The following is a 13,858-nucleotide window of genomic DNA, read 5'->3' as shown; positions in this document are numbered from 1 at the left end:
AATCTGGTCCTGTTTATTTAATTGGTGGTTTTGGAATTGTTGTGATCAGGGTCGTACCCTTTTCTTCTGAAGTTGTGAATGAAATATCTCCACCTGAGGCACTGGCAATGAGCCGTGCGCTGTAGGTTCCCAGTCCGGTTCCGTTTTTCTTGCCGTAAGTAGCGTAACGGTCAAAGAATGTTTCGCGGATGCTGACCGGAATTTCGCCCATGTTGTGGATCTTTGTGGTGATGAAGCGGCTGTCTTCGCTGATATTGATGGTGATAGTGGTGTTTTCCGGGGCCGCTTCTGCTGCGTTCTTGAGCAGGTTGGAGAACATGGTGATGATCAGCGATGCCTCGCCGTAGCAGACAATGAAGCATTCCTCGGTAATTGGCTCACCATCCTGCAGGCTGACGATTTCGAGGTTCTTATCCTCCACCAACTGACTCAGGTCGCCGATGGCGGCACTTATGGCAGTGTAGAGGTTAAATGGATGAGCGTCCGCCTTGAGTGACCCTGTTTCCAGACGAATCAGGGTCAGGGAGGTATCGATCTGGCGGATCATGCGTTCGCTGGTCTTACGTACGATTTCAGCCAGGGGCTGGAATTCCTCATCAAGGCCGGCTTCAGTTTCGAGGATGCGTGACATCCCCACGATATTGGCTGTGGGGGAGCGCAGATCGTGCCGTGCAATTCGTTCCATTTCCTCACGCAATTGCATCTGCTGGCGCTGTTCGGTTACATCGACAGCCAATAGCATAAAGACGGAAGGGGCCACCTGATCCACAGTGAGATCCCAGAACCGTTCATAAGCATTAACAGATTTCAGGTAGTGCAAATGGTATGATTCAAGGTCGGAAAAAATGTTTTGGCGCACCTCATCGGAAAGTGCGGACATGAATGGAGGTGCCTGCTCGTATTCAAAAGCCGGAAGCTGGTCATGGGCAGCCTTATTGGCAAGTATAGTTTCTTCAGTTCTGGTGCTGATCAGCAGGGCCGGAAAGGGCAGGCTTTGCATGATCAGGCCATAGAGATTGGCATCCTCTTCATGTTTCTTTTTGCGCACATGCTGGGCCTGAAAATTTTTAATGAAAGTGAGCAGCTTCTCTTTGGATACAGTGGAGGGCAGAAAAGAAATGTTGTGAAAATCAAAGAGCGGTTCAAAGGATTCCGGCTTTGAGGTGTCTATGATGAAGAGCGCTTCCGCGCCCTCGTTAACTTCGCGGATGTTGGAGAATGTCTGGCAGGTGTCATCCTGTTGGGCCATGATGACCAGATCCGGCTGCTGACTGGCGTAGGTGAAAAGAGTTTCCCTTGGCGATCTGGTTACAGATACCGCATGCCCCAGATCATGGAGTATAGGCATGAGGGTATGGATTACCGGACTTTTACCGGTAATCAGGATGTTCAGCTTCGCATATTCATCACTGTGGCATGAGTGCGGCATGTTGGCTCCTGTTTAGGGCAGCGTTAGGATGTGCCGGGGATCTGGAAAAAGCTGTTGGCCCAGCGGGTGGATTCGTAATAGCTTTTAGAAACCATGACCGGATCCAGCTCCAATTCACCGAGCAGAAAGTCAAGATTGTCCCAGTCACCTGATTCAAAGAAGGTGGTCAGGTCCAGATACCTGCTGTATGAGTTTTCCGCACCGCACAGGGCCTGATTGATCTCATCTTCAAGGGGCAGGTAACTGGTCAGCTCCTTCATGGGCAGGTCGAACATAGCACTGAGCAGGGAAAAAAGTCCAAGTAGAAACATGGAATCAGCCGGCAGTCCCTTGTTGGAATTTTGGGCCAGCAATTGCAGAAATTTTGCTCTTTGGGTGGCTAGCTGCGGAAGTTCGCGACTTTTTTCTTTGGGGGTAAGGTCGGTGAGCAGGATGACCCGTAGCCAGTTCTTGACCATTTTCCATCCGGCCAGCACAAGGGCCTGCTTGATGGAGGTAATCTTCTGGGAAAAACCGAAAGTCGGAGAGTTGAGCAGGGTCAGCAACCGGAAGCTGATGGAAACATCATTCTGCAGTGCTTCGGCCATGGCCTCAAAGTCAGGTGAAGGGTCTTCAATGAGCTTGAGCAGCTTGAGTTTGACAATTTCTCCGGAGCGGAGTTTGCGGCCTTTTACATTTTCCGGGCGCTTGAAATAAAATCCCTGAAAAAAATTGAAACCCAGTTCCTGAGCCATATTGAACTGGTCTGTGTTTTCCACCCGTTTGGCGATGAGTTTGGTGTCGTATTCCTTGCACAGGTCGCAGATGCGTTTCAGCTTTTCTTTATCTGCAGAAAGGAAATCAACGATAATGGCATCGGCATAACCGATGAGAAATTCCCCTTGAGGGCGTCCTTCAAAGTCATCGATAGCAATGAAAAATCCGTCCTTGGATAGTTCTTGTAAGGCTTTTATGAGATTGGGGGTGGGGGGAGTTGTCTCAGGGATCTGAACAACTGTCTTTCCCGCAGGAAGTGAGTAAGGCACCTTGTCCATGATCGCTTTGTGCGAAAAATTTACCACCAGCTTTACGTTGTCCGGGAGATTCTCACCCGGAGCCGCACAGAGGTCGGCAGCAACTCGCAGGGTTGCCTTGTAGCTATCGGAAATATCCGCGCTGGTGGCCTCGCTGCTGTTGCGGAAAAGCAATTCATATCCCCAGAGGGACTGATCCGGCATGAGGATGGGCTGCCGTGCAAAAAAAGTTTTGTCGTAAAGCGGTTTTCTACGGGACATAGGTTCAATATTTCCTGCTAGCTGTTTCGCTAAGGAATATATTTTTTTTTATTTAATATCCAGAGCTTCTGTTTAGTGAGAATATATATCATTTCATAAAGTTAAGGCATTATAAAAATGTCTAACTTTTAAATATTTCCTATCCTTTAACTATTGTCGAATATCTTCGCTTTACTTTCAGTTTAGCACAAAAAAACATTTGAGCAGTTAGAAATGAAAAGTTTATCCTGCACATAATAAGAAAAGGCGGAACTGCAAAAGCAGTTCCGCCTGAATGGTCTTGCGAATATATTCGCAGTACTTCTTAACGTTTGGAGTACTGGAATTTTGCGCGAGCACCGGGCTGACCGTATTTCTTACGCTCTTTCTTACGAGCGTCACGAGTCAGGAGACCAGCGCGTTTGAGGATAGAACGCAGTTCAGGATCTATCTCGATGAGTGCGCGGGAGATACCGTGTCTTACAGCCTGTGCCTGACCTGCAACTCCACCGCCGTCAGCGTTGACTTTGATGTCGAACTTGCCGAGGGTCTTGGTCAGTTTCAGGGGCTGCTGAACGATCATCTGCAGGGTTTTACGAGGAAAGTAATCTTCGTAAGGTTTACCGTTAACGGTGATTGCACCGGTTCCCTCATAAAGGCGGGTACGGGCAACAGCGTTTTTCCTTCTGCCAGTAGCGTAATTGAAATCTTTACTCATTTTATTGCTCCACCCTTAATTAGAATTCCAGTACTTTGGGCTGCTGTGCGGTATGCGGATGGTCAGTGCCAGCGTATACTTTCAGCTTTTTGATCATCTGCTTGCCAAGGCGGTTCTTAGGAAGCATGCCGCGGACTGCAGTTTCGATGACTACTTCAGGCTTCTTCTCAAGCATAACCTTGAGAGTTCTTTCTTTCAGACCACCGGGGTGGTTGGTGTGCTTGTAGTAAGTCTTCTGATCCATTTTGTTACCGGTAACCTTGATTTTGTCAGCGTTCAGAACGACGACGAAATCACCAGTGTCAACATGAGGAGTGAACATTGCTTTGTCTTTTCCTCTGAGTTTGTTGGCAATCTGGGTTGCGAGGCGACCGAGAACCATATCTTTAGCATCAACTACGAACCACTCGCGGCTGATGTCTTCATCTTTAGGAATATATGTTTTCATTAGAAATGCTCCTTGCATAAAATCTGGGAAGGGGATGTATACAAAGTTTGACCGTTGGCTGTCAAGCTTAAAAATCCCTTTTTCTCAGACTATGAATCTGCAACCAGTTTCTTAAGGGTTGCGAATGCTTTTTCAATACCAGCGGGGTTGGTGCCACCGGCCTGCGCCATATCGGGCCTGCCGCCACCACCGCCGCCTACCTCAGCCGCAACGGGTTTGATTAATGCGCCTGCCTGGAATCTATCGTGCAAGTCCTTGGTCACGGCGATAATCAGGGAAACTTTATTGTCATCAACCTGTGCTACGAGGCAGAAGATACCGGAATCCATTTTGGATCTCAGGGCATCAGCCTGATCGCGCAGGGCTTTGACATTTGTAACTTCGAGCTTGGCTGCGAGAACTTTCACACCGCCAATCTCTTCAATGGAACTCATCAGGTCTGCACCTGCACCGGAAGCCAGTTTTGACTGAAGCTTGTCGTTGGCTTTGGTAAGTTCCTTCACCTGAGACTGCAGGGCCGCAATTCTGTCGACCAGCTGTCCGGGTGCTGCTTTGAGCATTGCAGAAGATGTAACGACTTCGGCGCGCTGCTCTTGCAGAAATTTGAGTGAATTCCAGCCGGTTGAGGCTTCGATGCGGCGGATACCCGCAGCAACGCCGGATTCGGACTGGATCACAAAGGTTCCGGCTTCACCGGTTGCCTTGAGGTGGGTACCACCGCAAAGCTCCATGGATTCACCAGGAATTTCAACCACTCTGACTACATCACCGTACTTTTCGCCGAACAATGCAGTGGCGCCTTTTGCGGCAGCTTCGTCATTGCTCATTTCCTGTACGACTACGGGAGTGTCACCCAGTATAGCACGGTTAACCTCTTTTTCAACCTCTCCGATTTCTTCGGGAGTCATGGCTGCAATGTGGGTGAAGTCAAAACGTAAACGGTCAGGTCCCACCAGTGACCCGGACTGTTTGACGTGGTCGCCCAGAATTTTCTTGAGGGCAGCGTGGAGCAGGTGTGTAACTGTGTGGTTACGCTCTGTTGCTGTCCTTGTTTCAGGGGCTACCTCAAGCTTGGCTTCCTGCTCAAGCAGCAGTTCGCCTTCGCTCACGAAAACTTTGGACGCGGTAAGATTAGCGGAAGCCTTTACGGTTTCCAGCACTTCTGCGTTACCGGTCATGGTGCCTACAGCACCGGTATCGCCCATCTGACCGCCGGATTCGCCATAGAAGGGTGTTGCAGCAGTGATGATCCAGCCGCCGTTGCCCTGAGTGATGCGTTCGAGATGTTCACCTTCTTCTGAAAGCAGGTTGACGATGCGGGATTCAGTGGTCAGTTCGGAGTAGCCGGTGAAGCTGTTCTGCAGACCCGCTTCCAGTACCTGACGGAAAATAGCACCGGAGTTCTTTTCACCGGAACCTTTCCAAGCGGCCTTGGCGCGGTCTTTCTGTTCCTTCATGGCTGCGTTGAAGCCTACTTCATCAACTTCGAAACCCTGCTTCTCTGCAACATCGTTGATGATATCCAGCGGGAAGCCGTAGGTATCGTAGAGTTTAAAAGCGGTCTCACCGGAAATGAGGTTCTTACCGTCTTTTTTCAGCTCTTCCATTTCCTCTTCGAGGATGATCAGACCCTTGTCCAGAGTCTGGCTGAAACGCTCTTCCTCTTCCTTGACCATGCGGGCCATGAAGTCCTTGTTGTCCAGCAGTTCGGGGAACTGTCCGCTCATCTGCTCAACAACCATAGCGGTTGTTTCATGCAGGAAAGGATCAGTCAGGCCGAGCAGGCGGCCGAAACGGAATGCGCGGCGGATCAGGCGACGCAAGACGTATCCACGACCTTCGTTGGAAGGCAGGATCTGGTCGGTGATCAGGAAAGCGATTGAGCGGGAATGGTCGGCGATAACCTGCAGGGCAGTATCGATCTCGCCGTCTTCCTTGTATTTAACGCCGGCTTTCTTGGCTACAGCCTGAATCATAGGCTGGAAAATATCGGTCTCGAAGTTGGACTGTACGCCCTGACAAACCGCAGTGATGCGCTCAAGCCCCATTCCGGTATCAATGGAGGGGCGGGGCAGGGGAGTGCGGTTGCCGTCCTCGTCCTGATCGTACTGCATGAAAACGAGGTTCCAGATTTCGAGATAACGGTCACAGTCACATTTGCCGATACCGCAGTTAGGGCCACAACTCATGTCCTCGCCCTGATCAATATGGACCTCGGTGCATGGACCGCAGGGGCCGGTGTCGCCCATGGACCAGAAGTTGTCCTTCTCGCCGAGGCGGTAAATGCGCTCAGCCGGGAAGTTTACAACTTTCTGCCACAGTTCATCGGCTTCATCGTCGTCAGTGTAAATAGTGACGTAAAGTTTGTCTTTGGGCAGTCCCAGTTCTCCGGTCAGGAATTCCCAGCAAAATTTAATGGCGTCTTCTTTAAAGTAGTCGCCGAAAGAGAAGTTACCCAGCATTTCAAAGAAGGTGTGGTGGCGTGCAGTACGGCCTACGTTTTCGAGGTCGTTGTGCTTTCCGCCCACGCGCAGACACTTCTGGGAAGTGGTTGCTCTTACGTAATCCCTTTTTTCCTGACCGATGAAGGTGTTCTTGAACTGAACCATACCCGCGTTGGTAAAGAGCAGGGTCGGGTCATCTTTCGGAATGAGGGAAGAGCTGTCTACTATTGTGTGACCGTTCTTTTCGAAATACTTAAGGAATCTTTCTCTGATTTCACTGGCCTTCATGGGCTGTCTCCGTAATAACTATATCACCGAAAAGAGGTATTTCCTGTCGGTTTTATTCCAGAACCCCGCCGGAACGGGGTTCATTAAATCTATGCTGGGCCAACAGGCTTTACTCTGCCGGAGCCTGTTCGTCAACCTTCTCGTCAGGGTCTTCTTTCATGCCGAGATGGATGAGCAGTTTGTCTTCAATCTGCTGGCGCAGTTCCGGGGTTTCCGCGAGGAACTGGCGAACATTTTCCTTACCCTGTCCCAGACGTTCAGAACCGAAGGCGTACCATGCACCGGATTTGTCCACGATGCCGTGCTCTACGCCAAGGTCGAGCAGTTCACCTTCGCGGGACATACCTGTTCCATAAAGGATATCAACCAGGGCTTCACGGAAGGGCGGCGCAACCTTGTTCTTAATGATCTTGATACGGGTGCGTGAACCGAAGACTTCTTCCTTGTCTTTCAGGGTCTGGATCTTGCGGATGTCCAGACGGACAGAGGAGTAGAATTTGAGTGCGTTACCACCTGAAGTTGTTTCAGGACTGCCGTATCCGGTCATGCCGATCTTCATACGGATCTGGTTGATGAACAGAACAACGGCTTTGGATTTATGGATGGTACCGGTCAGTTTTCTCAAGGCATGAGACATGAGTCGTGCCTGTCCTCCGACCTGAGTTTCGCCCATGTTCCCTTCAAGTTCTGCCTGAGGGATAAGCGCTGCAACGGAGTCGATAATAACGATATCAACTGCTCCGGAGCGAACCAGCAGGTCAGTAATTTCAAGAGCCTGCTCACCGTAGTCCGGCTGGGAAATGAGCAGTTCGTCAGTGTTAACGCCCAGTCTTTTGGCGTATTTCACATCAAGGGCATGTTCCGCATCAACAAATGCTGCGGTTCCGCCCGCTCTCTGGCATTCGGCAATAACATGCAGGGCCAGAGTTGTTTTACCGGAAGATTCCGGGCCGTATACTTCGGTGATCCTGCCCTTGGGGATACCGCCGATGCCCAGAGCCATATCAAGGCTGATGGACCCGGTGGGGATAACCGGAATATTGTGTGAGGCTTCAGAATCAAGGCGCATGATGGAGCCCTTGCCGAACTTACGTTCGATGGTGGTCAGGGCTGTACTCAGGGCCGCCTTGCGGAGTTCTTCGGGATTTGCGTTTTTCTTGCTCATTTTATCTCCATGTAATGTTGGACGTTCAACGTATCCTGTTCTTGTTTATTGTCACATGCGCAAGGCCGGTGTCGTGAACATCTAAATAAAATGCTGCAACACCTGCATCCGGGATGCGTTTTTCGTCCTCCTGCCTGTCTGCTTCGAATTTTCGACACAACGGGCAAGTGATTCCCATATCAAACCCGTCCGGATAAAGCAACGGACAATGGTGGTCGGATTTTGTTGCGGTTTCCATAAAATGAAGGTACAGCCGCCCCATGAACAAACAATATGACGCTTTGGCCCTGTTTTCCGGGGGCCTCGACAGTATACTGGCCTGCAAGGTCATTCAGGATCAGGGACTCAAGGTTCTCGGTCTGCACTTTGTTACGCCTTTTTTCGGTAATCCCGAGAAGATAGAACACTGGCAGGAAGTTTACGGGGTGGAAATCATGCCCGTGGACATCAGCGAAAAATATATTCAGATGATGATGGACGTGCCGGAACACGGCATGGGTAAGTTGGTCAATCCCTGCGTGGATTGTAAAATTATGATGATCAGCCACGCTAAAACTCTCATGGAAGAGTACGGCGCTAAATTCATCATTTCCGGTGAAGTGACCGGACAGCGTCCCATGTCCCAGCGTCCGCCGACCCTGAACGCCATCCGCAACAGCTCTGAAACAGGTGACATACTGCTCCGTCCGCTCTGTGCACAGTCTCAGCCCGAGACCGCTGTTGAAAAATCCGGTCTGGTTGATCGCGAAAAGCTGCCCAATATCTTCGGGCGTGGCCGCAAGGTCCAGCTCCAGATGGCTAAGGATTATGGCTTTTCCGAAATCCCCACACCAGCTGGAGGCTGCAAGCTTACCGAACAGGAAAATGCGGCCCGCTACTTTCCGCTCTTGCAGCGTTTGACTGAAGCGGATGTCAATTCATTCCAGCTGGCAACCACCGGACGTCAGTTTTGGGCCGGAAACAAGATGCTTGTCGTAGGCCGTAATCGCAACGACAACGAGCGCATTGAAGATCTTTATGAAGGCGAGGATTATCTCTTCGAAGTACGCGGTTTTCCCGGTCCCTTAAGTATCGGACGTGCTTTCTGCGATGAAGATTGGACCCAGCAGAACGTGCTCGACGCTGCAGCAATGACCGCTTCCTTTTCGCCCAAGGCTGTTAAGTCCGGCGAAGAAATTCACGTGGCTGTAATTGGTCCTGAAGGTGAGATGATCGTAAAGGTCATGCCTGAGCGTGAGACTTCTTTTGTCCGTCCGACTTTGGATGGATTGAAAGAGTGGAAGAAAGAACGCGGGGAAGCGAAAGATAGTTAAGAATGCCGGAAATACTTTTGCATTTAATGATGACCTGCTATCCTAATCAGGATTTACTAACCAAAACTAAAGGGTTTTAAATGCTTTCAAATACTTTCTTTTTTGTCCTGAGTATCTTTTTACTCTGGTTCGGTGCGGACTGGATTGTTGAGTCTGCCTCGAAGATCGCGAAGAAGTACAAGGTTTCCGATCTGGTGATCGGTCTGACCATTGTGGCTTTCGGTACGTCTGCGCCGGAATTTCTGGTCACAGCCACTGCTGCGTTTAAGGGACTTTCTGATATTTCCCTTTCTAACGTTGTTGGTTCTAATATTTTTAACCTGGGTTTTATCCTCGGCCTGATGGCTTTGATTAAACCTCTGCCGACCAACAGATCGCTGGCAATGCGTGATGCGCCGTTGCTCCTTTTCACCACAGCGCTCATTCTGGGGCTGGCACATTTTGATATGCTGGACCGTTCTGCCGGGATCATGCTGCTGGCAATTCTAGGCGGTTACATTGCCTACCTGCTGGTGCACAGCAAAAGGGCGGCCAATGCCATGGCCGGGATCGTACCGGAAGTTGAAGAAGATGGTACAGAATTGAGCAAAAAGGATTGGCTCAAGCTGCTAGCCGGATTCATAGGTATTGCCTTGGGCGGTGAATTCATGGTTGATTCCGCGTCTGAGATAGCTCGTCATTTCGGTGTCTCCAACTGGGTGATCGGTATGACCATCGTTGCAGCCGGGACCTCCCTGCCGGAGCTGGTGACCTGTCTTGCCGCATCCCTCAAAGGCCGTAATGAAATGTTGCTTGGTAACTTAATCGGTAGTGACTTCTTTAACTTCGCCGGAGTGCTCGGTCTTACCTGCCTGCTGCGTCCGCTGGAAGTTTCGCCCGCTGCCTTGCCCGGACTGACCGTACTGGTCGGGATGGTTGCGCTGGTACTTCTTTTCATCCGTACCGGATGGAAGGTTTCCCGTTGGGAAGGTGCCGTTCTTGTCTGCTTGAGTCTCGGACGCTGGTGGTTTGACTTTGCCAGCTAGATTTTTAAGCAGCGTAAACTGATTTGATAAGCCTCCCGCACTGTTTGGTGCGGGAGGCTTTTTTGTTAGGATACTATCAGGTTGTTTTCCGGGAGGAGATTGCGAAGTATGTAATGCCGATGGTATGAAGCTGCTTGATAGAATTGGTATACATCTTTTTCTTTGACAGATTGGGATAGTTTTTGTCCGTGCAGCCTAGACTTCTCTTTAAGCCATTCATCACCTAGATATTCAGGAATAACTTCATGTGCTCCAAGAATGTTGTCTTCAGCAACGGCTTTTTTCCATCTGTTGATGCGTGCGTCTTCTGTCGGTTCACTACCTTCTTCTTCGTACCCTTTGAATTCAATGATGCTTTTGATTTGGGATCTGATTTCATCGAAAGGAATTACCTCTGAATCTTTCACTCCTTCTTTGGCCTCGGTATAGCGAACAAACATCCCGTGCAGGGCTTCACAGGCTTCAAGGAATGTTTTGGGATTGTCTCTTAACCCGCTGCAGCCTGCATGATCGTATTCAAATTCCCATTTCAGATATGGGCGGTCCGGGAAAGTACAGGCTGCGCCATGTCCCAGTGCACCTGACAATGTTTCAGCAAACCATGACTTTATGTTGGCCAATAATCCCGCTTCTTTCGAATAATTTCTCTTAAATTTCTTTTGTCTTTTTTTTATATATTTCTCTGTGTTTTCAGGAATGTCATGGAATTTAAAGCTGTCGTTATCAATTTGGTTGAGTCTTGAGCTTACTCCGCTGAATCCATAGTGTGAAAAGGTGTCAGCATACACGTGTGCAGCGATGCCGATAAGTTCGTCCGAGAAATCTATTTTGTCAGCATGATCCAGATGATTGGCAACCATCGCTTGGGCTATTCCACTGTTTTTACGGCAAACTAGTCTTTCTGAGAATTTTTCACCTTCATTTCCAGGTAGGAAGTGAAACGGTACCCAAACATAGCGCTGATCGTCTGTGTCTATATTGCTGAGATGATACCAGTGATGTGCTGTTGCGCGGGATTGTAATGCTCCTCCGTCCTTGAACTCAATTCCCTTACTGGCTGCGTTGTCATCCACAAACTGGGCTGCGCTGGCGATAACCTGTGCTTTTCGCTGTCCGATACCTGCTGCGCGGGCCATGACGTAGGTTCCGTAATAATGCATGTCTTTTTGCAAAATAAAGTCTCCTGTAATTTGAATGGTATTTTAAAACGGTAAAGCTATATTTATGACTAAAAATTAAAGAGTGCAATATAGAATTATAAATATGACCGATGTGCAGAATTGAGGCACGGTCCAGTTAAGTCCAACATACTTTCCCTTAATCCCTCGCATTTCATTCTTATCTGTCGTATAAAGCGAAATAAAATACCAAGTTGCCCAGAATAAGGAGTTACTCATGTCGCAGAGTTCAAGCGGTGCTTTCAGCCATCCCAAGCCATTTTATCTGCTCTTCTCCGTGGAGATGTGGGAACGGTTCGGCTATTATGGAATGCAGGCCCTTTTAGTTTTGTTCATGGTCAAGAAACTCGGGTTTTCTGATAATCTGGCGGACCAAACCTTCAGTGCATTTGCGGCCCTTGTTTATGCTTTCATCTGCGCTGGCGGATATATAGGGGATAAAATTCTGGGTAACCGCAGGACCATGTTTTTGGGGGCGGTTGTTCTTGCTTCCGGATACGCTTTGCTGGGCTATGACTGCGAGAAATTTCTTTATCCGGCGCTGGGGATCATTATTGCCGGGAACGGACTGTTCAAGGCCAACCCCTCGGCATTGGTTTCAAAACTTTATGACAAGGGTGACTCCCGCGTGGACGGGGCTTTTACCCTCTATTACATGGCCATCAATATCGGCTCTTTCGCTGCCATGTCGCTCTGCCCGATCATTCAGAAACATTATGGCTGGAACGCGGGCTTCTTTGTTTGCTTCATTGGTATGCTTATAGCGATTGGTAACTATATTGTATTTCGGTCCATTCTTGATCCGGTTGGCTCAGAGGCGGATTTTGAACCGCTGGACATGAAAAAACTGTTGCTGACCCTGATTGGAACCATAGCCATTGCCGGGATTTCGGCCCTGCTTTTGACCCATCTGACCCTTGCCCATGAATTGCTTTACGCCGCCCTTGTGGTGGTGGCGGTCTTGTATGTGCGTGAGATCATGCGCGCTGAACATCATGAAAAAGCCAATCTGGTCATCTGCCTGATCCTCATGGCGGAGGCCATTGTTTTCTTTGCCCTTTATCAGCAGATGCCCACTTCACTGAACCTTTTTGCGGCCCGAAACGTGGACCCGCATATTTTCGGCATCCCTGTGGAGGCGGCTTCTTTTCAGGCTTTGAATCCGTTCTGGATTATGATCATCAGCCCGCTGCTGGCAGTTGTTTATGCTCGTCTGGATAAGGCTGGGAAGGATCTGTCCCTGCCCGGTAAATTCGCGCTGGGTATGCTTATGTGTTGCGCGGCGTTTATGACTTTAGCTTATGTTGCCAAGTATCAGGCTGATGCCAACGGTTTTGTTTCCGGTAACTGGCTGGTTGTCAGTTACGGCTTTCAGAGCCTCGGTGAACTTCTGGTCAGCGGACTTGGTTTGGCAATGGTGGCCCGTTTGACGCCGGAACGTTCCATGGGTTTTATGATGGGTGCGTGGTTCATGTTTCAGTCCGTGGCAATGGTGCTCGGCGGTGAGATTGCAACTATGGCCAGTGTGCCGGAGCACGGAGTAACCGCAGTGCAGTCCCTGCGTATTTACGATGAACTTTTCTTCAAGATCGGCACTGCCACCGGAGCCATTGGTTTGGTTATGGCTGTATTTGTTCCGGTGTTGAAGAAATATATCCGGGACTAGTGGGAGTATTTGCTCCGCAGGAAATTGACCGAAAAACCTTGCCTGTGCGGCTTAAGCTGTTTATTTATACTTTTAAAGTATACAAAAAATGCGGACGCGAGTTGTCCGCTCTTAAAAATGAATTCAAGGAGATTAATTATGAGTAGATTCGGTGCAGCCGGTTCCGTTAGCGCGAGACCGGAAGTCCTTAATGCATTTATGCGCGGCATTTACAGTTGGATGAGCGCGGGCCTTTTGGCAACCGCTGCCGTGGCATGGGTAACCCTTTCCACCCCGGCAGTGCTGAACCTCGTGCTGGCCCAGAACCCTGAAACCGGAGCGATCGGTCCGACCATGCTTTTCTGGGGCGCGCTTATCGGTGAAATCGGTTTGGTGTTCTACCTGTCCATGCGTATTTCCAAACTGTCATCCGGCGCTGCAACCGGGCTGTTTATGGCTTACAGTGCACTGAACGGTTTGACCCTGTCCACTATCCTGATCGCTTACACAGCGGCATCTATTTTCCAGACCTTTCTCGTTACTGCAGGAATGTTCGGAGCCATGTCCCTGTACGGTCTGACAACCCGTAAGGATTTGACCGGAATGGGATCATTCATGATGATGGGCTTGTTCGGCATTATCATTGCCTCGGTGGTCAACTTTTTCATGCAGAGTTCGGCCATGGAATTCGCCATTTCCGTTCTCGGCGTATTTATCTTTGCAGGCCTCACTGCTTACGATTCCCAGAAGCTCAAGGATATGGGCGAGTATATTCCCGCTGACGATGCAACCGCAGTAAGACGCGGCACCATCCTCGGTGCGTTGACCCTGTACCTCGACTTCATCAACATGTTCATCTTCCTGCTCCGCCTCATGGGTAACCGCGAGTAGTTGAGATAAGTTGTACATTTACAGGCACGTTCAAACCCCGTAGGGTTTGAGCGTGCTTTTT

The 13,858-nt window shown here is 49.7% G+C and carries 12 protein-coding genes; 4 read left to right on the top strand and 8 right to left on the bottom strand.

Features of this window, described 5'->3' with window-relative positions; genetic code table 11:
• Positions 1-13: 13 nt before the first annotated feature.
• From ACO05Z_RS16035 to ACO05Z_RS16005, 7 genes are all read right to left on the bottom strand, one after another.
• Positions 14-1,429, bottom strand: a complete 1,416-nt coding sequence (locus ACO05Z_RS16035) for a sensor histidine kinase (protein ID WP_421903191.1) — start codon at positions 1,427-1,429, stop codon at positions 14-16.
• Between the two features lie 23 nt (positions 1,430-1,452).
• The gene (locus tag ACO05Z_RS16030; RefSeq protein WP_421903190.1) at positions 1,453-2,703 is read right to left on the bottom strand and encodes an EAL and HDOD domain-containing protein; all 1,251 of its coding nucleotides are present in this window, start codon (positions 2,701-2,703) and stop codon (positions 1,453-1,455) included.
• Positions 2,704-3,007: 304 nt separating this feature from the next.
• The gene (gene rpsI / locus ACO05Z_RS16025) at positions 3,008-3,400 is read right to left on the bottom strand and encodes a 30S ribosomal protein S9 (protein WP_015852991.1); all 393 of its coding nucleotides are present in this window, start codon (positions 3,398-3,400) and stop codon (positions 3,008-3,010) included.
• A gap of 19 nt (positions 3,401-3,419) precedes the next feature.
• A complete protein-coding gene (rplM, locus tag ACO05Z_RS16020; RefSeq protein ID WP_421903189.1) occupies positions 3,420-3,848 on the bottom strand; it encodes a 50S ribosomal protein L13 in 429 nt (142 codons plus the stop codon).
• A gap of 89 nt (positions 3,849-3,937) precedes the next feature.
• Positions 3,938-6,580 (bottom strand): alanine--tRNA ligase, encoded by a 2,643-nt coding sequence (gene alaS, locus ACO05Z_RS16015; protein WP_421903187.1) that lies wholly within the window; start codon positions 6,578-6,580, stop codon positions 3,938-3,940.
• A 109-nt stretch (positions 6,581-6,689) separates the two neighbouring features.
• Positions 6,690-7,745, bottom strand: coding sequence for a recombinase RecA (recA, locus tag ACO05Z_RS16010; protein ID WP_421903186.1), 1,056 nt, complete (start codon positions 7,743-7,745; stop codon positions 6,690-6,692).
• 25 nt (positions 7,746-7,770) lie between these two features.
• Positions 7,771-7,983: a hypothetical protein gene (locus ACO05Z_RS16005; RefSeq protein WP_421903185.1), complete on the bottom strand. Its 213-nt coding sequence runs from the start codon at positions 7,981-7,983 to the stop codon at positions 7,771-7,773.
• A 22-nt stretch (positions 7,984-8,005) separates the two neighbouring features.
• Here ACO05Z_RS16005 and ACO05Z_RS16000 point away from each other — a divergent pair, with 22 nt between their 5' ends.
• Together ACO05Z_RS16000 and ACO05Z_RS15995 are read left to right on the top strand one after the other, a co-directional pair.
• Positions 8,006-9,058, top strand: a complete 1,053-nt coding sequence (locus tag ACO05Z_RS16000; RefSeq protein WP_421903184.1) for a tRNA(5-methylaminomethyl-2-thiouridylate) methyltransferase — start codon at positions 8,006-8,008, stop codon at positions 9,056-9,058.
• Between the two features lie 80 nt (positions 9,059-9,138).
• Complete coding sequence (locus tag ACO05Z_RS15995; RefSeq protein WP_421903183.1) at positions 9,139-10,083, top strand: calcium/sodium antiporter; 945 nt, start codon at positions 9,139-9,141, stop codon at positions 10,081-10,083.
• Between the two features lie 65 nt (positions 10,084-10,148).
• On the opposite strand, the gene ACO05Z_RS15990 is transcribed toward ACO05Z_RS15995, so the two are convergent.
• The gene (locus ACO05Z_RS15990) at positions 10,149-11,255 is read right to left on the bottom strand and encodes a DUF6765 family protein (protein ID WP_421903182.1); all 1,107 of its coding nucleotides are present in this window, start codon (positions 11,253-11,255) and stop codon (positions 10,149-10,151) included.
• Positions 11,256-11,478: 223 nt separating this feature from the next.
• Between ACO05Z_RS15990 and ACO05Z_RS15985 the strand changes: the two genes are divergently transcribed.
• Complete coding sequence (locus ACO05Z_RS15985; RefSeq protein WP_421903181.1) at positions 11,479-12,927, top strand: oligopeptide:H+ symporter; 1,449 nt, start codon at positions 11,479-11,481, stop codon at positions 12,925-12,927.
• Positions 12,928-13,065: 138 nt separating this feature from the next.
• The gene (locus ACO05Z_RS15980) at positions 13,066-13,797 is read left to right on the top strand and encodes a Bax inhibitor-1/YccA family protein (protein ID WP_421903180.1); all 732 of its coding nucleotides are present in this window, start codon (positions 13,066-13,068) and stop codon (positions 13,795-13,797) included.
• Positions 13,798-13,858 lie beyond the last annotated feature (61 nt).

Origin of the sequence: Maridesulfovibrio sp. (genome assembly GCF_965230075.1) — a bacterium.
Lineage (GTDB): Bacteria > Desulfobacterota > Desulfovibrionia > Desulfovibrionales > Desulfovibrionaceae > Maridesulfovibrio.
Note: the sequence above shows the minus strand (reverse complement) of the source record. Positions and strands in the feature narration are given on the sequence as shown.

Bases quoted from the DNA above. Each gene is read 5' to 3' on its own strand.
- ACO05Z_RS16035 (WP_421903191.1), bottom strand. From the start codon at position 1,429: ATGCCGCACTCATGCCACAGTGATGAATATGCGAAGCTGAACATCCTG.
- ACO05Z_RS16030 (WP_421903190.1), bottom strand. From the start codon at position 2,703: ATGTCCCGTAGAAAACCGCTTTACGACAAAACTTTTTTTGCACGGCAG.
- rpsI (WP_015852991.1), bottom strand. From the start codon at position 3,400: ATGAGTAAAGATTTCAATTACGCTACTGGCAGAAGGAAAAACGCTGTT.
- rplM (WP_421903189.1), bottom strand. From the start codon at position 3,848: ATGAAAACATATATTCCTAAAGATGAAGACATCAGCCGCGAGTGGTTC.
- alaS (WP_421903187.1), bottom strand. From the start codon at position 6,580: ATGAAGGCCAGTGAAATCAGAGAAAGATTCCTTAAGTATTTCGAAAAG.
- recA (WP_421903186.1), bottom strand. From the start codon at position 7,745: ATGAGCAAGAAAAACGCAAATCCCGAAGAACTCCGCAAGGCGGCCCTG.
- ACO05Z_RS16005 (WP_421903185.1), bottom strand. From the start codon at position 7,983: ATGGAAACCGCAACAAAATCCGACCACCATTGTCCGTTGCTTTATCCG.
- ACO05Z_RS16000 (WP_421903184.1), top strand. From the start codon at position 8,006: ATGAACAAACAATATGACGCTTTGGCCCTGTTTTCCGGGGGCCTCGAC.
- ACO05Z_RS15995 (WP_421903183.1), top strand. From the start codon at position 9,139: ATGCTTTCAAATACTTTCTTTTTTGTCCTGAGTATCTTTTTACTCTGG.
- ACO05Z_RS15985 (WP_421903181.1), top strand. From the start codon at position 11,479: ATGTCGCAGAGTTCAAGCGGTGCTTTCAGCCATCCCAAGCCATTTTAT.
- ACO05Z_RS15980 (WP_421903180.1), top strand. From the start codon at position 13,066: ATGAGTAGATTCGGTGCAGCCGGTTCCGTTAGCGCGAGACCGGAAGTC.